Raw genomic sequence first — 21,656 nt, 5'->3', positions numbered from 1 at the left:
CCACCAAACCAAACACACTCCCCTCCATCGGCAGCCTATCCCTATTTGATCTCAACATATACAGAGAGTCCTCCGCATAAAGAAGGTACTTTCTCAAACACTCCAAAATTGTTTTTCCGAAAAATGGGGAAAAATTCTCTATTAGGAAATGTATCAGATGAGAAAATAGGAAAGTCTATTTGCTCCAATGTAAGGAAAAATAATTTTTGACGGCGATTTTTCAGAATTGCGTAGGTTAATAACTGTTCTTCCTCCGAAATCCTTACAACTGATCCTAGAGGCATTCAAAATAAATTACCCACCAACAACAAGGAAAACAATGTACGATTAACCAGAAACACGGTATTATTCATCCATGAAGATCTTGTACGAAGTCATTTTAATTAAAATAATTCCTGAAGATTAGATCACCGACAAATGACAATAGAGAGAACTAAAATCAATTTGGAATAATCTAGAGCGATAGGATCAACAAAACAGCCAAATATGAACAACCATTCAAGAGAAAAGAACCTTTGATTATAACGTGTTTAAGATCAAAAATCCCATTGCAAAAAAACTATATCAATGAAGAGAAGTATATGTCCAATGGTGAGATGAAAAATTAGAGCCTCCTCATGAAAAGTATTGCAAGGTTCGTCTAAGGTTGTATAATCTTGTATAAGGTTATGGATGATTATCTAACAATCGGACAAGCAGCAAATATTCTTGGAGTCAATCAAGAGACACTCAGGAGATGGGATAATACGGGGAAATTTACCTCTTTGAGACATCCAATTAATAATTATAGAGTGTACTCACAAGCTCAAGTATTCCGCTTGGCCGAAACGTTACAATTGGAATATGGCAGCTCTTTCTCCAAAAAAAAATTCGATATGAAATTTTCCCCATGCTTCGAAACAAAATACGGGGAACTTTATAATGAGGATGCTAATAATATTTTGGCTTCGATAGAATCAAATTCCATTGATTTAATATTTGCAGATCCTCCCTATAATATTAAAAAAGCAAAATGGGATTATTTTTCTTCTCAAAATGACTATTTGAATTGGTGTTTAATCTGGATAAAAGAATCTCAAAGAATTTTGACAGAGACTGGGTCTCTATATATTTGTGGTTTCTCTGAGATATTAGCAGAAATCAAACATGTAGCAGCACCTTACTTTAAAAGTTGCAAATGGCTTATTTGGTTTTATCGAAATAAAGCCAATTTGGGTAACGATTGGGGAAGATCGCATGAAAGCATTTTACATCTTCGAAAATCAAATAATATAATTTTTAATATTGATGAAGTAAGAATACCTTACAATGAACATACTGTAAAATATCCAAGAAGAACACAAGCGCTTTCATCGAATTTTTCAGGTTCAAATAAAAAAAATTATCAATGGGAACCTAATCCTTTAGGAGCTAAACCTAAAGATGTTTTTGAAATACCGACCATATCCAATGGATCATGGGAAAAATATCAACATGAAACTCAAAAACCTGTAGAATTATTGAGAAAAATCATACTATCATCTTCCAATATACAAAGCCGTATACTAGATCCGTTCGGAGGCTCGGGAACAACATATGCAGTTGCAGAAGCTTATGGCAGAAAATGGATAGGTATTGAAAAAGATTTGAACTATTGTGAAATAATTAAGAGTAGATTATCAGACAATCTTCATCTTAAGAGGATAGCTTCATGTCGTGACGAAGAAGCCTCAAGAGGTAGACGTAAAAAATTAAGATAATTCTAACAAATAAAATATATCATTTGTTAATAGTTGCGAAAACTTTTTTATATGCTGATTGTAAGGAATAGTTTTGGCTATCGGAGGTAAATCTAAATAATAAATTCCCTCTAATTTCGTGAGAAATTCAGTATAAACCATAAATAATCCAGATACTAGTGTATAACTAATATTATTGGAATCTTTTCTTTGGACATCATTATTGAAAATACCAATAACTTTTTGTGGATGTTTTACAAAATTGTTAAGAAGAATTTTATCTATAAATATTTTACCCATTCTATCTTTTGATGATGTTTTTACACTGACAACAACTTCTTTTTCATTTAAAGAATCATTTGTAGAAAGAACTCTTTTCTGGGCAGAAATGACAAGATCATTCTCACATTTATATTCTTTTTTCCCGTCGTCACTATCGTAAGGAATACAAAGAGTAATATGATTATTTGATATACTACATTCATTAAATACTGATTTGATAAGCTCTTCAAAACGGTTCCCGACATGTTTACGTGCACTATTCTGATCTGCTAAGACATCGAAACCTGCTCCTATAGTTTGTTGAATTGTATAGAGAAATGAATTAATATTATTTTGTTCCTTTAAAGAATAAGTTCTGCATCGATTTGAAATTTTCTTTGTCGTATTCAAAAAAGTATCATATGCTTCTTGAAATTGTTTTTTGTCTGTTACATATAAAGATTTATTAATAGGTCTAGTATACTTTTTTTGACCAGCACTTTCAGCTGCTTGAATAATATAATTTTTCCTTTCAATTGAAACGTTCACGACATTAGCCAAATGCGCCATAGTACGTTGAGCTAAATTAAAAAAATCTTGAATGTTTCCTTTAGGCGTTTGTAAATCCTCTAACAATGGCATCATGATTCTAGAAGAATTGCATGAACCTAAAATGTAGTCAAGAATCTCTTTTCCCCATTTCTTCCCCATATTCCTACAAACAAAAACCGCAATATAGTCATTACGAATATATTGCGGAGAAAAATTGATGGCGGACAGGGAGGGATTCGAACCCTCGGTACCGGTTTGCGGTACACACACTTTCCAGGCGTGCTCATTCGACCACTCTGACACCTGCCCGTTGGAGATTGTGCTAGATAGGAAAGCAAGGACAGAATAATGGCAGAAGAGAGGTTTGGCAATCTTTTTTTCATCCGGAAGGAATTTTCCCGTCTTCCTCGAGTTTTTCACGTTTCCGGTTGTTGCTCGAAAAGGATGAAAAGCGCCCCGACAGCGCCCCGACAACACGAGGAAGTCTTCAACAGGCATAAGCAAAAACAAAGCGTATTTTGAGAAGTTTGGAAAGGGACAGGTTTCCGTGGTTCACAAAAATCCTCCAGAGAGTATGGCAGATTTCCTCCCGTCCTGCCCTGTTTTTCCCGCGGAGCAAACAAGAATTTTTCTCTTTCTCCACCTTTACGGCTTCCGGGCAATCGGGCAAGGTTCAGGCAAGAACCTCTATTGATAAACTTGCTTCCGTCCAGACTCAAGAATTGACCAGCAGACGTTTGAGGAATTTCAGGAGCGAGACGGGAAGAGAAGATTGAAGGATTCCAGAAGCCCAGGGTTCCGGGAGTTCCGGGAAAACGCGACAGACATGGGAACCCACGCTGTAAGGAGAGAAGGCGGGGCATGCCGTTTCACCGCGTATCATCATTTCCACGGCTCCGCATTCCTCCCGTCCTCAAAAAAGGCCAAAGGCTTCCGGCATGTGCCGGAAAAGGCGTTTCCCGACCGCACTTCCCCCTTGACGGATGCCCCAAAGACAGGTTTGCTAGTCCTGCGCATGGGAGAGTCCTTTTACACACGCACCACGGAGGCCCCCTCCTCCGCTTTTGATTTGTCCCTCAGACCGCCCGCTTTCAGCGAGTTCTGCGGGCAGGAGAAGATTAAGGACCGCCTGATGCTGATGGTGGAAGCCGCCAGACAGCGTGACGACGTGCTGGATCACATCCTGTTGAGCGGCCCCCCGGGCCTGGGGAAGACGACGCTTGCCAATATTATCGCGAATGCCGTCGGCTGCCGCATTCATACGACTTCCGGCCCCCAGATTGAAAAGGCGGGAGACCTGGCCGGCGTGCTGACCAATCTGGAAAAGGGGGATATCCTGTTTATTGACGAGATCCACCGCCTGCACCCGGCCATTGAGGAGTATCTGTACCCGGCCATGGAGGATTTCCGGCTGGATATTATCATCGACCAGGGGCCGAATGCCCGTTCCATCCAGCTCAACCTGCCCAAGTTTACCCTGGTGGGGGCCACCACCCGCGCCGGGATGCTGACCAGCCCTCTGCGTTCCCGCTTCGGCCTGGTGAACCGGCTGGATTATTATACGCGGGAGGAGCTGTGCGCCATTATCGAACGGTCCGCGGGGCTGCTGAACGTGCCCGTGGACCCGGAGGGATCCCTGCAGATTGCGCTGCGCTCCCGCGGTACGCCCCGCGTGGCCAATTCCCTGCTGCGCTGGGTGCGGGATTACGCCCAGGTGCGCGGCGACGGCGTGATTACGGAGCAGTTGGCGCACGACGCCCTGACCATGATTGAAATTGACGACGATGGACTGGACGAGATGGACAAGCGACTGCTGGAAGCAATGATTTACAAGTTCAACGGCGGCCCGGTGGGCCTTTCCTCCCTGGCGGTGGCCGTAGGGGAGGACGCTTCCACGCTGGAGGACGTGCACGAACCTTTCCTGATTATGCAGGGGTATATCAGCCGCACCCCCAGGGGGCGCGTGGCGATGCCCTCCGCCTATCTCAAGATGGGCGCCGCGCCGCCCGCCAACGGCCAGGGGTGGCTGTTGTAGGCCATTCATTTACGGCATGGAAGGAGTGCTGCGTTTTGTGCTGGTCATCAGGCCCGCTTTCTTTTAGACTGTTTCCACATAAAACGTCAGGACGTTTTCTGTTCATCATACGCCCAAAGCTATGGCCGCACATTCTGATACTCCCTTTAAAAGACTGCCCGTCAAAATTATCGGTACGGGTTCCTATGTTCCGGAACGCCGCCTGACCAATGCGGATCTGGAAAAGATGGTGGACACTTCCCACGAATGGATTATTGAACGCACGGGCATTGTGGAACGCCGCATCGCCGCCCCTGACGAGTACACTTCCCATATGGGGACGAAGGCCGCCCAGCGCGCTCTGGAATCCTGCGGGCTGAAGCCGGAGGATATTGACCTGATTATCGTCGCCACCATCACGCCGGATACGTTCACCCCTTCCACTTCCTGCTATATCCAGGATGCCCTGGGCGCCAAGAATGCCGCCGCCTTTGACATTTCCGCCGCCTGCTCCGGCTTCCTGTTCGCTATGAAGACCGCCGTCCAGTACATCGGCACCGGCCAGATGAAGACGGCGCTCATCATCGCCGCGGAAAAACTTTCCACCGTCGTCAACTGGGAGGACCGCAGCACCTGCGTCCTGTTCGGGGACGGCGCCGGGGCAGCCGTGCTCCAGGCCTCCACAGGGGAAGAGGGGGAAGGCTCCGTGCTTGCCACGGATATCGGTTCGGACGGCTCCCTGCATGACCTGCTCCAGATTCCGGGCGGCGGCTCCCGTTGCCCCACCACCGCGGAAAACGCCCATGAACGCCTGGCCACCCTGGCCATGCGCGGCAATGAAACCTTCCGCCATGCCGTCACGCGCATGAAAGCCTCCGCCGCCAGCGTCATTGAACGCGCCGGCCTCACGGCGGACGATATTCAACTGATTATTCCCCACCAGGCCAATCTCCGCATCATTAACGCCGTAGCGCAGCGCCTCTCCATTCCTGAAGATAAGGTATTCGTGAACATTGAGAAGTACGGCAACACTTCCGCGGCCGCCGTCGCCATCGCCTTTGACGAAGCGCGCCGTTCCGGCAGATTCGGCAAGGGAGACAATGTCGTCCTGGTCACGTTCGGCGCCGGGCTTACCTGGTCCGCCGCCGTTATCCGCTGGTAATATTCTTTTTCATACTCCCCCATCATCATGACCACTGAACCATACGGCAAAAAAAATCCGTTTCCCGCTCCCGTCCTCTCCGTCAAGCACATCACCGGGGAAGGCAGTCCCAAGGAAACCATCCACATTGAATACAGCCTGGACGGTTCCGGGATGAATTACATTGCCGGGGATGCCCTGGCCGTCATTCCCTCCAATGATCCGGCCCTGGCAGACGCTCTGATTGACAAGCTCGGCCTCAGCCCGAATTCCCAAGTTCCCACGCCGGAAGGGGAAACCGCAAGCCTGAAGGACGCTCTGGTTCACTGCTATGACATTACCAATGTCAACAAAGCCCTGCTGACCAAATGGGGCGCCGCCTCCGGCAGCCAGGAGCTGGACGCGCTTCTGGCCGGGGATAAAGACGCCCTCAACGATTTCCTGTGGGGCCGGGACGTGCTGGATCTGGCCACGGAATACCCCGCTTCCTTCGAATCCGCGGAAGCTTTCACCGGCATTCTGAAAAAGATCATGCCGCGCCTTTATTCCATCGCCTCCAGCCCGAACGCCCATCCCGAACAGGTTCATCTGTGCGTGGGCGCGGTGCGCTACACGGCCCGTGACCGCAGACGCGGCGGCGTCTGTTCTACCTACATGGCGGACCGCCTCCAGCCGGGCCATACGGCCAGGGTATTCGTACATACCAACAAGAATTTCCGTCTGCCGGAAGACGGGGACACTCCCATCATCATGGTAGGCCCCGGCACCGGCATCGCCCCCTTCCGGGCATTCTGGGAGGAACGCATCGCTTCCGGCGCCAAGGGCGGCAACTGGCTGTTCTTCGGCAATCCGTACAGGGCTACTGACTTCTGTTATGAAGATGAGCTGACCCAATTGACCGGCACCGGTAAACTGAAGTTGTCCGTGGCCTGGTCCCGCGACCAGGAAAAGAAGGTGTATGTGCAGCACCTCATGGTTCAGGAAGGCGAAGAGCTCTGGAAATGGCTGGAAGCCGGCGCCTGCTTCTATGTCTGCGGAGACGCCTCCCGCATGGCGAAGGATGTGGACGCCGCCCTTCATGAAGTGATCCAGACCTGGGGCCATAAGACTCCGGAGGAAGCCGCAGAATATGTGGCGGACATGAAGCAGCACCGCCGTTACCAGCGGGACGTGTACTAATATCCGGGACACGCCCCTAATTTTGCTACCGCGCCTTTCCATCATTTTTGGGAAGGCGCTTTTTCTTTTTCCAGAGAAAACCGCTACGCATCAATCCGGCCTCTCTCCCGGCTTCCTCCATGACAGCTCCGGCTGTTTTCCCGTCAATCCCAGCCGGAATAAAACAACCTCCCCTGTCCGAAAGCCGGCTTCTTTCAATCCGGAAAAGCCATCTTCCGCTCCCCCTCTCCGTAAAAAATAACGCCGGCCTGAAAAGAACCCATCCGAGCAAAAATTCTCCCCCCGCTTCAAGCGTTTCCTTACCCTCACTCCAAAGTCTGCCGAGTTCCGCAAACGGCCCTTTTTACTTTCCTGAGCTTGAAAAAGAAGACCATGCAGAACAAATACAGCTTCTGCGGCAGGCAGTGGACGATCCCCATCCATCCCGGCCGCCTTAAGGCCCATCTCCGCCCAAAGGAATAACTCCACCAATCCTGCTGCCGGTCAATGCTGTTGATTATTTTTCTCCTCTCCTCCATTTCGGCAAGCAGTTCTTCCCGCGAACGAAAAATCGGAGCAAGGCCCTCCAGTAATTCCCCGCACAATTCCAGCCCCGCCTCCTTGCTTTTTTTCAACTGGCTTTTCATTTCCAGCTCCCTTTTTTCAAATGCCTCCGCTGTCCGCATGTCGGCAAACCGAAACGCGCTGTTGACGGCGCAAATATTTTTAAGGGCAAACCGGTAATAATATAAGGATATGCCCGGCATTTCATAAATATTGCCCTGAAGCCATGCGTGAAACCCCATCAAATCGTCTTCAAAACTGGCCGTCATCCGCAGGGAGTTGCCCCATTCGCAGGCGCTCTTCCTGATCATCATGCTTCCGCCGTAATGGGCAGCAGAAGAAAAGGCCCCCTCCTGAAGCGCAAGAGTCGGCATTTCCCGCGGAGCAGCAGGGAATGCCGGGAATTCAAACGCAACGCCCGGTTCCTCATAGACGCTGGTCATCTGGCTGACTATAGCCACGGCATCCGGGCGTTCCATCACCGCCCAGGCAAAAAGCCTGCATCTCCAGGGAAAAGAACAATCGTCCCCATCCTGACGGAGAATCCATTCATGGGAAGCCAGACCAATCGCCTGCCGGATATGAGGCCCGCGCCCCAGCGGCGTTTCATTCCGGTTCAGGACTACCCGGTACGGCCCCTTATATTGAGCCGCCATTTCCTGCATGACGGCGAAGGTCCCGTCGGAAGAGCCGTCGTCCGAAAGGATGATTTCAACCGGCCCTTCATAATCCTGCCCGAATACGCTCCGGATAGCATCCCTGATGCAGCTCTCCTCATTATGCCCGGTCAGGATAATGCTGATGGAAGGAAGTTCCGAAGGGTTCATGAAGAAAAAACACGGAAAAGAAAACGTCAACCATGAAGAGGACAATGTCCTTCTCTATTCATTAATAAGGCGTCACGTTCATACCGGATTCCAAATCCGGGGTCAAGGGTTGATTTTTACACCAAGGAACTTATGTGGCGCGGACGTTTTGTCATCAAGAATCTCCCCCCTTGCGGGCAGGGAGCCCGAAGCCAGGAAAACAGGGCGAAAGATTTTGCTTTCCATTACTGCCTCCAAACCACTCATTTTTTCATAAACAATTATTTTTTAAAATGATAGAACTCTTTGAACCAGACCGAACCGGAATACCTCAACAACCCGCTACGCTCCATGAGGTATTGGGATAATTTTCTTTTGATTCGCGATGAATACGGAATTTCCCAATCGGATTTGGAATTCGCTGTGAAAGGTTCATTCACGCGCCGATAAATCATGGAGGAGGGACGACGTATTTTACCTCCCGCCATTCACCGGTCATGATGCTTACAGAACCATCGGATCATTTCCTCCATATCCTGATTTCCATTCCATTCACAAAGCAGTTCATCATTCCCCTTACATGCAGAAACCGTTTTTCAGCATTATGATTCCGGCTTATCATCTGAAAGATGATATTGCTGCCGTCCTTCAGTCAGTACTGGTTCAAACATTTCAGGATGTTGAAATCGGTTCTTCCGATGAGCTCGCTTCCATCATCCCAACAGCATTCGCCAGGATAACGGATTGTTCTACAAATATTGAAAGAAATCTCCGCGATGCCTCCTGGAAAAGGGCAAACGGCTTTTACAAGGCCGGCATCTATAAAAATACGGAAGGAGATGCCTTATTTTTTTGTTACCCGGCCATTTACAAGCCGCCTTTTATGGGGAAATGCCAGAGCCGACTATTTTTTAACAAGCCGACTTAACTCCCCTCCGGAATTTTCCCGAATCCGGGAAAAATCGTCCGTATACGCCTTCAGGAACGCCTCAACGTTTTATGCCTGATGATTTTTCCGGAGTTTTATCAATAGTAAAAAATCATTCATTTATGAAAGTTGATACTATTAAGGGAAGTTCCTATGTAATGACCTGTACAAAAGCTTGTACTGTAAGCGCCATTTTCAATTCCGGAGAGACGTCCATGCTTATTCTGGAAGCAGAGAAAAAAGGGCAATACGGTTTTGCGGCCCCGACGGACGCCATAGAAGTATCCGATGAAGACGCTTTGATCACCCAGGTTTTCAAAACAGCCGTTCCAGGGCTGCCGGGCCAGAACGGCATCAGGCAAGGAGAAAATGCCGAATTAAAAAACCTGACGGCGGAATCCGGCACTTTTACGGGGACCGTCAACGCCAACGGCGGCATTAATATCCCGCTTGCCGTGGGGGCGGCAACGGATATGTCAGCGGTCAACCGCCTGTACGCCGCCGGGCTGGCCGCCGTGACGGACGCTTTTTCCGTCAGGTGTTATCCGCTCCCGGCGGATTGCTCGTCTTCCAACGGGACGGTTTTCAAAACAGACAAGGAACCCAATTCCCTTTATTTCAATGTTCCTCCCAATTCCTCTTTTACCGTGAAATGCGGCCTCGTGACCAACGCGAGACCCATGCACAATTATTCCAGCATCCGGGGGTGGGTGGCTCCGGTGCGCCTGCCTTCCGTCAGCGCTAAATTCACGGCCAGGTTCGGACAGATGACGACGATTGCGCGCATGGGACGGGACAGGGACGCGTTTACGCTGGCACCGGATCAGGCGGCGGGCGGATATAAGATTGGGGAGATTATTGACATTACGTTTGATCATGTCCGGGATGCAGCCGCAGGGGGGTATCATATTCGTGTCCGGGAGATTTATTATTCCAATGCCGAGCAGAAATGGAAGATGAAGACGACGCAGGCCCTCGCGCCGGAGGGGTCTATCAATTCCGGTTATCCCGTCTGCGTGTACGCGGTGGTTTACGAGCAATACCAGGACGGGGGATACGATACCGAAGACAGGGGAGCGTTATGGCTGCTACATGGCGGGAATTCCACCCGCGGCTGCGTCAAGATCGCTACGGTGAAGGGGGTTCATTGCTTTGAGAGTATTTATCCCTTTTCCGGATACTATCTTGATATGGAGAATGCCAATAGCTGGGCTCTGTCCGGAGCTTTCCTTCCGGCGACGATGCACTTGCATTGCAATAACGTCAATCCGGCGTATTACGGGTTTTCCTCGATGGAGAGCAATATCATTGTCTCCGAGGCGGTGGAGGATTTTGTTGACCCGGAAGCCGAAACGGCTACCGAAGAATGAGCATGAATAACGCAGCGTTCCCCTTCCCGCTGCCGGCAACGCCTCTACGTCCCTATTCAATTTTTCTTCCGCCACGGCAACCGGGTTTCCACAATCGCCAGCGCGCGGTGCGCCATGCCGCGCATGCCCTGCGTACCGCAATACATTAAAAGAACCGTCACTCCTCCATAGGAGACGGCCATGAGAAAGGCGCATAAAAACCAGGAGAAGAAAGATGCGGAAGGCTGCAGAGGAACGAATTTCCAGATCCAGTCCATGAACACGGCCGAAATCAAAATCAGCGCCAGCTGGTAACCGAATTGGAACCAGTAGTTCATCACATTTTTCCTGAATCCCCAGTTATACAGCATGAAAGGCTTCCATATGCCCACAATAAGTATCAGGCTGGAAATGCCCCCCAGCAAAACGCCGGGCAATCCCCATAAGTAACCTCCGATGATCGCCACGGAAATGTTGATCACGCTTTCCGCAAGAGGAGCCCACACATCCCAGAACAAACCGTAACCGTACAAAAACTGATCCACAACCCCCCGCGTAATGGTGATGAACAGCCTGATAACGAGCAGCAGCATGATTTCCCGGGGAAGGATATAGCCCGCTCCCAGCCAAAGCGTGATGAATGGCTCCAAAAGCTGGTAAAGGGGGAAACATACCGTCCCGGCAATCAGCATGCGCAGGGAAAACAATTCACTGAACACCTTGCGGATTTTTCCCGCATTTCCCTCCGCAATCAAGTTGCCCACACTGGCTTCCGTACTGCCGAGCAGATTATTGACCAGAAGGTGCAGTTTATCCACAATGGTGGAATAGTTGCCGAAATAGGCCGCCATCTGGAGGGAAACAAAGGCATATACCAGAAACGGCGTCATCTGAAACTGGAAAAAGCTTCCCAGCCGATGCATAAACAGCTGCTTGGTGTATTTAGTGACTTCAGGATATTTTTTGAACAGTTCCTTCCCCAGGGCCACATTGCTTTTCAGCCAGGGATATACCTGATTGATCTTCCAATTCAGGATGAAGGAGTAAATAATGCCGAAGAACAGTTCTATCCCTATCCATAGATAATAGCTTCCCGTATACCATGCTGACAGCATCTGGCATATGATTTTGATAATGGATGCCGTCTGGAAATAAAACGCCACCACGTAATTCCTCTGGTCCGCTCCCAAAAGGGTCTGCCTGTAGTTGGCGAAATACCCAATCAGGGAAGAGGCCAGAAAGGAATAATAAGCAAAATAGATGATTCCATAGGAAAAGCCCGTGGAAGGGAAAATAACCGGGAGGAAACAGGAAAGCGCTACTCCAGCCGCGATGATCAGCCGCCCTATCCACCGGTACATGTATCCCAGCACGGAGATAATTTCATTAATCCTGGTTTCATCATGCTCAAAGATAGGCTTGTAAAGCACATACCCGATAGCCGTGCTTATGCCAAGTTCCGCCAAATTGAGGAAATTCAGCAGACTCATTAATGTTCCCGTCAAACCGACAAAATCGGCACCCAGGCAATTCAAGAATATTTTCCTTGAAAAAAAGGAAATGAGAAGAATCAAAACATAAAAAATGAGATTGACCCTGGCGTTCAACAGGCTTTTCTTTACGCGGGATTCTTCCATATTATTTATTCCATCAATTTCATCCTTTCCCGGGAAAAGTTAAAAATACCTGTTTTATTGATAACCGGATTATTTATTCAACCGGCAATACGCCAACGGGATATTGCCGGCCATACGGGTACGGAAAGCGGTGCCAATCTAACACAACATTCTGCTGCATCAATATCTTTTTATGAAGCCCAGGCCAACAGGCCTTCACAGGGAATAGAAACCGGACAGAATTGTCCGTTCCCATGCCGCCTCCTTATCCGATCACCGGATAAAAAACAAATTCCGCATTTTTACAGGGCCATGATCCGGAACAGTTCCATAAAGTGTCCTTGTTTTATTTCTTCTTTTCATCTACATTACCGCCCGTGAGCAAGGGCAGGATTCTCATCGTTACATATGTTTTTCCTCCGGAAGAAGGAGGCGTGGGCATGGCTGCCTATGAGATGGCCTGCAGCCTGAACTCCCTGGGCTGGGACATCCATGTCCTCACACGCCCTCTGGATTCACCGGAGGATTCTTTCCGCTCCCGCCCATACAGCCCTCTCACCACCCTGCCGGACACCCTGACTAAGAACAGAGCCCGCTTAAGGGAATATCTGAACGGGTTTCTGGAAGATTTCCGGCCGGATGTTATTATCTACCACTCCTGGGCGGATTGGTGCCGGGAAGAATTGCTGGACGCGGCACGGGATTCAGGCATTCCATTTTTCCTCCGCTCCCATGGAACAGCCACCAATTTCCATTCTTTTTTCCGCCTTAACTACCCTCCTTTTTTCGGTCTGAAAAAATGGCTCTGCTCCTTTTTCCAAATACGCAGGAATATCCTCAACGTATGCCGGAAATCACCTCTAAACCGCCTCGTTTTTCTCGACCCTTACGGAACACTTTTCAAAAGCTTTGATTATTATTACGCATCCAGACGCAAACTTTCCAATTATTCCTGCATTCCCAACACCTTCCCGGCTCTGAAAAGAACCGCTCCTTTTTTCCGGGAAAAATACGGACTTTCCTCCGCCCCCGTTTTTACCTGCCCTGCCGGCGCCAGCATGAGGAAACGGCAGCTTCTCTTCATCCGCCATGTGAAACGCTCCCGTCTGCGGCATATCATTTTTCTTTTTCTGATTCCCCAGCACAATGCCTACGCGGAACAAATGGAACAAGCCATCGGGGATGACCCCAGATTCAGGATTCTCTACAGGCTCCCCCGTTTGGAAGTAGAAGCCGCCATTATGGAAAGCGATGCCGTTTTCCTTTACTCTTATCAGGAACAGCAGCCCCTCTCCATTCTGGAGGCGATGTCATGCGGCGTTCCCTGGTTCGCTCCGGACGCAGGAGCTCTTTCCACCCTGGAGGGGGGAATCGTCCTGAAAAACACTTCCCCCTCCGTGCTGGGAAAAGCCGTGGAATCGTTGACGGACGAAAAAACACGCAAACTACTGGGGAGTAAAGGCCGCCGGCAATGGGAAGCCTGTTACGCCCCCGACGCAGTAAACCAGGAATGGGAGCAACTGCTTTTTTCCTCCATCCGCCCGGAAGGAAAGCCTCCGTTCGCATCTTCCATCGTCCGGGAGCATTTACCCACCTGCTAACCTTGCCTCCTCTTTCCAATCCATGCCGTTCAAACGCCTCCGTCCCGTATTAGCCATAGCAGCGGACCTCCCTCTGGGCCGGCTGCTGACGTCTTTCCGTAACAAAGACCGGCGTACGATTCCCTGGATTTTTTCCCTTTTTCATGCTCTGGAATCTCAGGAAGATTTTGACATCCACTGGATCACCCTCAGCAAAGCCGTTTCTGCCCCGGAAACCATCCGGATGCGCAACCAGACCATCCACATTCTTCCCCTGGGCAGCATGGGCAGGAATATCCTGACGGCCCATTTCCTGACCGTCCGGAGAATACGCAAGACCCTGAACGATATCCAGCCGGACCTCCTGCACGTATGGGGCGTGGAGCAGGCTTACGCTCTGGCGGGGATTGCCTTCCGGGGAAAGAAGCTCCTTTCCTACCAGGGAGCCCTCACCGCCTACTGCCAGCGCGCTCCGCAGGCCTTCCTCCTCCATATGCAGGCCCTCTGGGAACGGATGGCCGTCAAACATTATGATCTTATCACGTGCGAATCCCCCTGGGCGTGCGGCCGCGTTGCGGAAATTGCCCCCCATGCCCGTCTATCCTGCATGGAATACGGCGTGGAACCTTCCTTTTACCATCTTGCCAGAAAACCTTCCCCGGAACCGTCCTGCCTCTTTGCCGGAACCATTTACGAGTTGAAGGGCATTTCCTACCTGGTGGAGGCTTTCACGCATCCGTCCCTTTCCCATGTCCAGCTGTTCATTGCGGGCAACGGAGCCCTCAGGGAAAGGCTGGAAGCCCTGTCCACTCCCAATATCCACTGGCTGGGCAGCATTTCCCGCGCAGAACTTCAGCAGCACCTCTCCACGGCGTGGTTCCTGGTGCATCCCACCCTGGGGGATTGCTGCCCCAACATCGTGAAGGAGGCAAGAGTCATGGGCCTTCCGGTAATCACCACGGAAGAAGGCGGACAGACTCAATATGTTCAGGACGGCGTATCCGGCTATATTGTCCCTGTCCGCAACAGCGCCGCCATCAGGGAGGCCGCGCAGAAACTTTCCGTCAGCCTGGATAAAACCATGTCCATGGGAATGGAGCGGCATCAGGAATGCCGCCGCCTGCTGGACGTAAAACAGACAGTAACCGGGTGCCTGTCACGTTATCATACCATGCTGTATCCACGCTGATGAAATTATTCCTTATCCATCTGCTTTCCGGGATAGGCCGCCTGCTGCTCAGGCTCAGGGGGGTGCGCACCGGAACAGGCATCATTCTTTCCGGATTTCCCCTCATTAAAAAATTTCCGGGAGCGTCCATCACCATCGGCAACGGAGTCACCATCCACTCCCTGACCCGGATGAATCCGGTACTTTCCCATCACACCTGCCTGGCCGCCCTTTCCAATCAGGCAAGCATCATTCTGGAGGACGGCTGCGGCATCAGCGGAGCCACCCTGGTCTGCGTCAACGGCATCCGCATCGGCCGCCACACGCTGATAGGAGCAGACGCGCTGATTCTGGACAACGACATGCACTATCCCCGGAGCGGCGCCAGGTGGGGATCAACCCTGGGACAGCCCGAACAGGGACAACCCATTTCCATCGGGAAAGGATGCTTCATCGGCGCCAGGGCCACCATCTTGAAAGGAGTCACCATCGGCTCCGGTTCCGTAGTCGCCGCAGGAGCCGTCGTCACCCGGGATGTGCCTCCCGGCTGCCTGGCCATCGGAAATCCCGCAGTAAATAAACCGCTCCCCGAACGTCTCATACATCCCCGGGAAACACAAAAAGCCATCTGCCCTTGAGCATTTCCCCTGCCTGCCTCAGGGGGCTCCAAAGGCAGACTCTCTTTCATGACACCGCAAAATCCTACAATTTTATTACCCTCATCCCGGGAACATTGGATTGACATATCCCGCTTCCTCGCGGCATGCCTGATTGTATGCGTCCACGCGCCGGCCTTCTCTTTCGCCAGCCTGTTCCAGCTTCCGGTTTTCAACGGCCGCGTGGCATTTTTCCTGATTCTGGCAGGCTATTTCATGGGCCGGAATAATTCCTGGAAAAAAGCGTTCAAGCGGGGTTATACGCTTCTCATTCCCTTTCTGTTCTGGAATGTAGTCATCTCTTTCCTCCATCCGGGAATCATGAATATGGGACTGCCGGAATACTTATGCAACCTTGCAGGCTTCCGCTCCCTTTTCACTCCCGATTTTATTCCTCTTTCCATCAATGGATTGACGGGAGAACCCTTTTCCCCTCCCACATGGTTTTTGAGGGATATCATTCTCTGTTCCCTCATTTCCCCCATCCTGCTGAAATTGAAATATCCGGTTTTTGTCCTGATCCTGATCTGCTTCAGCACGGACTGGCTCCAATACCCCGTGCCGGCCAACAAGATTACCCTTGCTCCATCCACCGTCTCCCTGTTCAGTCTGGGCCTTTTCCTGTCTTCCATCAAACTGGCTGAAGTAAAACACGTTTACAAAAATTCCTTTACTCCCCTTGTCCTGCTCGCCGTAGGAACCGGGTTTCTGCTCAGCATCACCAATTACTTGAGCGTTTGCCAGAATAACCCGGAATGGAACATGCACAAAATACTGGCATCCTATGGAGTATGAAATATCTCCTGGCCGGCTGTCCATTTGAATTCCCTCTGCCCTGTCTTCGGGGCTCTTCTTCTCATGGCCCTTGGAATCTGGCTGGAAAAGAAAATTCCCGTTGCCAGAAAGCTGTCCAACTATGCCCCCGCCTGTTTCCTGATATTCGTTCTTCATTATCCTTTGATCATGCTGATCCCCTCCCACATCTGGAAACAATCCTTTTTCGCACCCTTTGTATTAATACCGGCCATCATTTTCCTTATCGTCGCACTCTATCTCTTCCTGAGAAAATTCTTCCCGGCCTGCCTGCCCTACGTCGCCAACGACCGCATCACCCATGTTCCCAATAAAAATTAAGGCCTGGATCCTCTTTCTTCTTTTAACCGTTCCGGCCGCATTAGGCGCCGTCTGGTGCGCCAAACACGCCTACCGCTACCATTTGGCTGTCCATCCCCTTCCCTATTCCCCGGAACAGGGCGCCCTGCTGGAAAAACACCGGCAGGACAAACGCAATGCCCGGCTGAATCCCCATGCCCCCGTGTTGTTCCTGGGTTCCTCCACCATGGAATTCTGGCTGAAAGAAGGGAAACATTCCTGGGAAACCTGGTTTTCCCCTCTGGGATGCCTCAACCTGGGAACCAGGAGCGAGACCACGGGCAACCTGCTCTGGCGCCTCAATGACGGCCTGACAAGCCCTCTGGCGCCCAGAATCATCGTCCTGTATTCGGGAGTCAACAATCTGGGAGTACAAAAAAGCCTGGGATGGACGGCTTTTCAGGGAAACGTGGCCATCGTCAAAAAAATCAGGGAGATTTACAGCCCGGAAACGACTGCCATCATTGTCATTCCCCCGCTCATCGCACAAAAAGGGTCGCGCATGGAAACCTTCAGGAATTGTCTGCTGCAACACGACTTTGGAGAAAATGTCCATGTCCTCCCCCTCCATTTCTTCCTTCCGGGAAAAGACGCCAGCCTTTATACTTGGGACGGCCTCCATCTCAACGCCCTGGGATATGAAGCCATTTCGCCTCCGCTTTTCCGCTTCCTCCAACAGCTTTTAAGCAGGAGCAGCTTTTAGGGCTTCACAGGAACAACAAACTTTATCCGCCATTACTCCACGTGATGATTGAATCTTCTCCACCCCAGCAGGCAACATTTCCCATGACCCTGTTTCTGGCAGGTCCCACCGGATCGGGCAAATCCGCGGCAGCCGTGGAACTGGCGGAGATGCTGGACGCAGAAATCGTCAGTTCCGACGCTTACCAGGTGTACCGGGAGCTGCCCATCCTGACGGCGGCGCCTTCCCCGGCAGACCGGGAACGGGTCCCCCACCACATGGTTTCCATCATTCCGGTCCAAAGGAACTGGAATGCCACGGAACACTACCACCGCGCCATGCGCTGCATGGAAGAAATTCACGCACGCGGAAAAATCGCCATCGTCACGGGCGGTTCCGGCCTGTACTTCAAATTCCTCTCCCACGGCCTGTCGGAAGCGCCGCCGGGGGACGCTGCTCTCCGCGCCGCTTTCGCGAACTGTTCCACGGAAGCGCTATACGCCAGACTCTCTTCCCTGGATCCGGAAGGAGCGGCCTCGACGGATGCCTCCAACCGGCGTTATGTGGAACGCAATCTGGAAATCGTCCTTGCCGGAGGGAAACCTCTTTCCTTCTGGAAGAGGAACTGGCTGACCCCGCCGCGCGGGCCCGGCTGGGTCATCAGCAGGGATGTTCCTGAACTGGACGAAAGAATCGCCCACCGTGCCGCACGCATGATGCAGGAGGGGGCCGTGGAGGAAACGGCTTCCCTCGGCCCATGCTCCGCCACAGCGGAACGCACCCTGGGCCTGGCGTTGATACGAAGCATGCTGCGCGGGGAAATCTCCCGTGAAAACTGCCAGGGCCAGCTGGCCCTCGCCACCCGGCAATACGCCAAACGGCAGCGCACCTGGCTGAAACGCGAACAATGGCTTCGGAAACTTCCGGCTTCCCCTTCCGACTCTCCCCGGGCTCTTGCAGAACGCATCATGGAAGAACTGGAACATTCACCCTTGTCCATACGGCAGTAAATATCCGGAACCGTCCCACAACGGGGAAAATGCCAGACGCCATCCATGATGCATGCCGCAACGAACCTTGAACACAGGATGCGCATGGCAAATTGAGCTTACGCCACCCGCTTAAAAGCCAGAGATCTGTCGAAAGCTCCGCCGAATAACCGGATCAGGATGCCTGTCTTCCGCGCTTTTTGTCTTGGCTTACGGAAACATCTTTGGTTTACAGGGGCAGGCGGCAAAGCCTTTCTCAAAGCGGTCCGCCTTATCACCCCCATATCTTTTCCAGCATCGTGGCACGCATCCTTGTAGGCTTATCAGGCGGAGTGGACAGCTCCGTGGCAGCGGCCCTGCTCGTGGAGCAGGGTCATGACGTAGTGGGGGCCTACATGAAAAACTGGGTGAATGACGAAGGCATTCCCGGAGAATGCCCGTGGGAACAGGACATTCAGGACGCGCTGGCCGTCGCCAAAACAACAGGTATTGAATTCCGGGTCATCGACCTGGTGGACGAATACCGCGCCCGCATCGTGAATTATCTGATTGAAGGCTACCGCGCCGGATATACGCCCAACCCGGACGTATTGTGCAACCGGGAAATGAAGTTCGGCGTCTTCTTGGATTATGCCCTGGAACAGGGATTTGACTGCGTCGCCACCGGCCATTACGCCCGCAGGATGGACACGCCGCAAGGGGCTTTTATCCTGCGTGGGCGGGACCCGAACAAGGACCAGTCCTACTTCCTGTCCCTGATGCGCCCGGACCAGATAGCCCGCGCCGTATTTCCCCTTGGGGATCTGCTGAAACCGGAAGTGCGCGTTCTCGCGGAAAAATACGGGCTCCCCACGGCACGCAAGAAAGACAGCCAGGGCATCTGCTTCATCGGCCAGGTAAAAATGAGCGATTTCCTGCGCCACTACCTACCGGACAAGCCCGGCAAAATCGTGGACACGGAAGGCAGAACGCTCGGCACGCACAACGGCCTGCATCTGTTCACCATGGGCCAGAGGAAGGGGCACGGCGTCGCCTCCCCGAGGGAGGGAGTCGCCTATGTGGTGGTGGGAAAGGACGTCCAACGCAACCGCCTGATTCTGGGATATGAAGACGCGTCCACGCGGGGATTGTACGCGTCCCGCGCCGTGGTCGGCGGCATTTCCAACACGCTCGCCCCCCTGCCGGCCCGCGTCATGGCCCAGCCCCGCTACCGGGCCAAGGCGGAATGGGCATCCTGCGAATATCTGGAAGAAGGGAAAGTGCGCCTGGCCTTTGACACGCCCCTGCGGGCACTGGCCGTGGGACAGGTCTGCGCCTTTTACGACGGAGGCAAGTTGCTCGGGGGCGGCTTTTTTGAATCCATAGAACCATGACTGACCCGGAACGCACCATAGCCGCGCAGGCCACCGCCGCAGGACAGGGAGCCATCGCCGTCATCCGCATGAGCGGCCCCGGCTGCATGGACATCCTGAAACAATGCACCCCCGCGGCTTTCACGGAACGCCTCCGGCCGCGCAGGGCGACGCTGGTCCGCATCCGGGACGCGGAAGGAGCCGCCATTGACCAGGCGCTTGTCACCTGGTTCCCCGCCCCTGCCAGTTATACGGGGGAAGACACCGCGGAAATCTCCTGCCATGGCGGCATGCTGGTGACGGACCGCCTGCTGAAACGCCTTTACCAATGCGGGGCCTCCCCTGCGGAACCGGGAGAGTTCACAAAAAGGGCCTTCCTGAACGGGCGCATGGACCTGACCCAGGCGGAAGCCGTGATGGATGTGATTTCCGCCGGTAGCGACCTGGCTCTGAAAGCCGCGCAAACCCAGCTGGACGGAGGCGTCGGCGCCCAGGTGGACGCACTGAAAGACAGCCTGGTTCATGTGCTGGCCCATATTGAAGCCTATATTGATTTTCCGGATGAAGACATCTCCCCGGACACCGCCTCCGATCTGCTGGCGCGCCTCCGGAGCATGGAGGAAAAGCTTTCCGCCCTTCTCCGAACTGCCGAAGGCGGACGCCTGCTGCGGGAAGGCATCCGCACGGCGATCGCCGGACCTCCCAACGTGGGAAAATCCAGCCTGTTGAATACCCTGCTGGGGTATGACCGGGCCATTGTAAGCAATATTGCCGGAACCACGCGGGACACGGTGGAGGAATCCGTTCAACTGGCCGGGCTGGCCCTGCGGCTGATTGATACGGCAGGCATCCGCGAATCTTCCGACGTCATTGAACAGGCTGGCATTACCCGCACCAACAGGGCGCTTGAAGCCGCGGATCTGGTTCTGGAAGTGGCGGATGCCTCCATGCCCCGGGTAAAAGACCTCCCCTCCCCTGCTCTCACCGCCCCCCGGCTGCTTATTCTGAACAAGTGCGACCTCGGAATCCACCCGGACTGGGAGGCCGTGCCCGGCATCCGGTTTTCCTGCGCCACCGGGGAAGGAAGGAAAGAATTGGAGAAAGCCATTGTTCAGGCCTTTGCCTCCTCCCTGCCCGGTGAAACGGGCAGTTCCCTGGTAGCCATCAATGCCCGCCACCAGCATGAACTTGGCCTCTGCCGGGAGCATGTCCGGCTGGCTTCGGAATCCATTTCCCGCCAGGAAAGTCCTGAATTCACGGCCCTGGAGCTGAGGGAGGCCCTGACGCACCTGGGGGAAATCACCGGAGCCGTGGATACGGAAGACGTGCTGGGCGCCATTTTTTCCTCCTTCTGCCTGGGGAAATAAAGCTCCGGAAAATCCGGACATCTGATTCAACAAACAGCTCTTATCTTTTTACCATGCCTCCTCCCGCCGTCAAATCCGTCCGCCAGATCATTTATTACCAATATGCCAAAATCATTGCCTCATCTTCCGGTTTTGGGAAGGCTCATTACGGCATGGTTATGAGCAAATGGAAAGAGCTTTGCGCAGGGACCATACATTGGTCTTCCTCCGTACGCGAATGGGTCAGGGAAATGGAACATCCCGGGGAATGTATTTATTGCGGCGGAAAAAAGGATTTGACCACGGAGCATATCCTGCCGCGCAACTGCGGGGGAGAAGATACCACGGACAACGTCGTCAGAGTATGCAAGTCCTGCAATTCTTCCAAGGGGGGAAAACGGCTTTACGAATGGAAGGGATTAAAGGAAAAGGATAACCACCACCGTATCGCGGAAGGAAAATACCTGAAATACCTTTATTCCCTTCATGAAAAACGGGGAACCCTGGACGTAACAAATGTGCGGGAGCTGTGCCCGCATTGCAACATGCGCTCCTGCTGTGAACGGGACGGGTCAGTGGAGAAGCTTTCCGTTTACTGCATAGAAGGGTGCTTCCACAAGTAGC

The 21,656-nt window shown here is 52.2% G+C and carries 19 protein-coding genes and 1 tRNA gene; 16 read left to right on the top strand and 4 right to left on the bottom strand.

The window, feature by feature from the left end; all coding sequences use genetic code 11:
• The first annotated feature begins 668 nt into the window (after positions 1 to 668).
• Entirely contained in the window at positions 669 to 1,739 is a 1,071-nt protein-coding gene (locus CI070_RS11925) for a DNA methyltransferase (protein WP_094136981.1), read from the top strand.
• Here CI070_RS11925 and CI070_RS11920 read toward each other — a convergent pair.
• Both CI070_RS11920 and CI070_RS11915 read right to left on the bottom strand, forming a co-directional pair.
• Positions 1,731 to 2,624, bottom strand: a complete 894-nt coding sequence (locus CI070_RS11920; RefSeq protein WP_094136980.1) for a hypothetical protein — start codon at positions 2,622 to 2,624, stop codon at positions 1,731 to 1,733. The genes CI070_RS11925 and CI070_RS11920 overlap by 9 nt on opposite strands.
• A gap of 125 nt (positions 2,625 to 2,749) precedes the next feature.
• A tRNA-Ser gene (locus tag CI070_RS11915) sits at positions 2,750 to 2,840 on the bottom strand.
• Between the two features lie 706 nt (positions 2,841 to 3,546).
• Between CI070_RS11915 and ruvB the strand changes: the two genes are divergently transcribed.
• The 3 genes from ruvB (at position 3,547) to CI070_RS11895 (ending at position 6,865) form a co-directional block, all read left to right on the top strand.
• Positions 3,547 to 4,566: a Holliday junction branch migration DNA helicase RuvB gene (gene ruvB / locus CI070_RS11905; protein ID WP_094136979.1), complete on the top strand. Its 1,020-nt coding sequence runs from the start codon at positions 3,547 to 3,549 to the stop codon at positions 4,564 to 4,566.
• 121 nt (positions 4,567 to 4,687) lie between these two features.
• The gene (locus CI070_RS11900) at positions 4,688 to 5,707 is read left to right on the top strand and encodes a beta-ketoacyl-ACP synthase III (RefSeq protein ID WP_094136820.1); all 1,020 of its coding nucleotides are present in this window, start codon (positions 4,688 to 4,690) and stop codon (positions 5,705 to 5,707) included.
• Between the two features lie 27 nt (positions 5,708 to 5,734).
• Entirely contained in the window at positions 5,735 to 6,865 is a 1,131-nt protein-coding gene (locus tag CI070_RS11895) for a hypothetical protein (RefSeq protein ID WP_094136819.1), read from the top strand.
• 305 nt (positions 6,866 to 7,170) lie between these two features.
• On the opposite strand, the gene CI070_RS11885 is transcribed toward CI070_RS11895, so the two are convergent.
• Positions 7,171 to 8,235: a glycosyltransferase family 2 protein gene (locus CI070_RS11885; RefSeq protein WP_143245674.1), complete on the bottom strand. Its 1,065-nt coding sequence runs from the start codon at positions 8,233 to 8,235 to the stop codon at positions 7,171 to 7,173.
• A 559-nt stretch (positions 8,236 to 8,794) separates the two neighbouring features.
• On the opposite strand from CI070_RS11885, the gene CI070_RS11880 reads away from it, so the two are divergent.
• Positions 8,795 to 9,142, top strand: a complete 348-nt coding sequence (locus CI070_RS11880; protein ID WP_094136816.1) for a glycosyltransferase family 2 protein — start codon at positions 8,795 to 8,797, stop codon at positions 9,140 to 9,142.
• A gap of 122 nt (positions 9,143 to 9,264) precedes the next feature.
• On the top strand, positions 9,265 to 10,512 hold the full coding sequence (locus CI070_RS11875) for a hypothetical protein (protein WP_143245672.1): 1,248 nt from the start codon (positions 9,265 to 9,267) through the stop codon (positions 10,510 to 10,512).
• Between the two features lie 56 nt (positions 10,513 to 10,568).
• Here CI070_RS11875 and CI070_RS11870 read toward each other — a convergent pair whose 3' ends face one another.
• Complete coding sequence (locus CI070_RS11870; RefSeq protein ID WP_094136814.1) at positions 10,569 to 12,128, bottom strand: sugar transporter; 1,560 nt, start codon at positions 12,126 to 12,128, stop codon at positions 10,569 to 10,571.
• Positions 12,129 to 12,484: 356 nt separating this feature from the next.
• Between CI070_RS11870 and CI070_RS11865 the strand changes: the two genes are divergently transcribed.
• The 10 genes from CI070_RS11865 (at position 12,485) to CI070_RS11820 (ending at position 21,655) form a co-directional block, all read left to right on the top strand.
• Positions 12,485 to 13,708, top strand: a complete 1,224-nt coding sequence (locus CI070_RS11865) for a glycosyltransferase family 4 protein (protein WP_143246916.1) — start codon at positions 12,485 to 12,487, stop codon at positions 13,706 to 13,708.
• Between the two features lie 22 nt (positions 13,709 to 13,730).
• Positions 13,731 to 14,876: a glycosyltransferase family 4 protein gene (locus CI070_RS11860; RefSeq protein ID WP_094136812.1), complete on the top strand. Its 1,146-nt coding sequence runs from the start codon at positions 13,731 to 13,733 to the stop codon at positions 14,874 to 14,876.
• The gene (locus CI070_RS14240) at positions 14,876 to 15,493 is read left to right on the top strand and encodes an acyltransferase (RefSeq protein WP_297576291.1); all 618 of its coding nucleotides are present in this window, start codon (positions 14,876 to 14,878) and stop codon (positions 15,491 to 15,493) included. Before CI070_RS11860 ends, CI070_RS14240 begins: the two co-directional genes overlap by 1 nt.
• Before the next feature lie 48 nt (positions 15,494 to 15,541).
• Positions 15,542 to 16,306, top strand: a complete 765-nt coding sequence (locus CI070_RS11850; RefSeq protein WP_094136810.1) for an acyltransferase family protein — start codon at positions 15,542 to 15,544, stop codon at positions 16,304 to 16,306.
• A 63-nt stretch (positions 16,307 to 16,369) separates the two neighbouring features.
• Positions 16,370 to 16,645 carry a hypothetical protein gene (locus CI070_RS11845; protein WP_143246915.1) on the top strand — a complete coding sequence of 92 codons (276 nt, stop codon included), beginning with the start codon at positions 16,370 to 16,372 and terminating at the stop codon, positions 16,643 to 16,645.
• Positions 16,626 to 17,366: a GDSL-type esterase/lipase family protein gene (locus CI070_RS11840; protein WP_094136808.1), complete on the top strand. Its 741-nt coding sequence runs from the start codon at positions 16,626 to 16,628 to the stop codon at positions 17,364 to 17,366. The genes CI070_RS11845 and CI070_RS11840 overlap by 20 nt, the downstream gene beginning before the upstream one ends.
• Positions 17,367 to 17,410: 44 nt before the next feature.
• Positions 17,411 to 18,355 carry a tRNA (adenosine(37)-N6)-dimethylallyltransferase MiaA gene (gene miaA / locus CI070_RS11835; protein ID WP_094136807.1) on the top strand — a complete coding sequence of 315 codons (945 nt, stop codon included), beginning with the start codon at positions 17,411 to 17,413 and terminating at the stop codon, positions 18,353 to 18,355.
• A 278-nt stretch (positions 18,356 to 18,633) separates the two neighbouring features.
• The gene (gene mnmA / locus CI070_RS11830) at positions 18,634 to 19,707 is read left to right on the top strand and encodes a tRNA 2-thiouridine(34) synthase MnmA (protein ID WP_094136978.1); all 1,074 of its coding nucleotides are present in this window, start codon (positions 18,634 to 18,636) and stop codon (positions 19,705 to 19,707) included.
• On the top strand, positions 19,704 to 21,053 hold the full coding sequence (gene mnmE, locus CI070_RS11825) for a tRNA uridine-5-carboxymethylaminomethyl(34) synthesis GTPase MnmE (protein ID WP_094136806.1): 1,350 nt from the start codon (positions 19,704 to 19,706) through the stop codon (positions 21,051 to 21,053). Before mnmA ends, mnmE begins: the two co-directional genes overlap by 4 nt.
• A 53-nt stretch (positions 21,054 to 21,106) precedes the next feature.
• Positions 21,107 to 21,655, top strand: a complete 549-nt coding sequence (locus CI070_RS11820) for an HNH endonuclease (RefSeq protein ID WP_094136805.1) — start codon at positions 21,107 to 21,109, stop codon at positions 21,653 to 21,655.
• Position 21,656 lies beyond the last annotated feature (1 nt).

Source organism: Akkermansia muciniphila (assembly GCF_900184965.1).
Taxonomy (GTDB): Bacteria; Verrucomicrobiota; Verrucomicrobiia; order Verrucomicrobiales; family Akkermansiaceae; genus Akkermansia; species Akkermansia muciniphila_A.
This window is presented reverse-complemented; position numbering and strand designations above follow the sequence as displayed.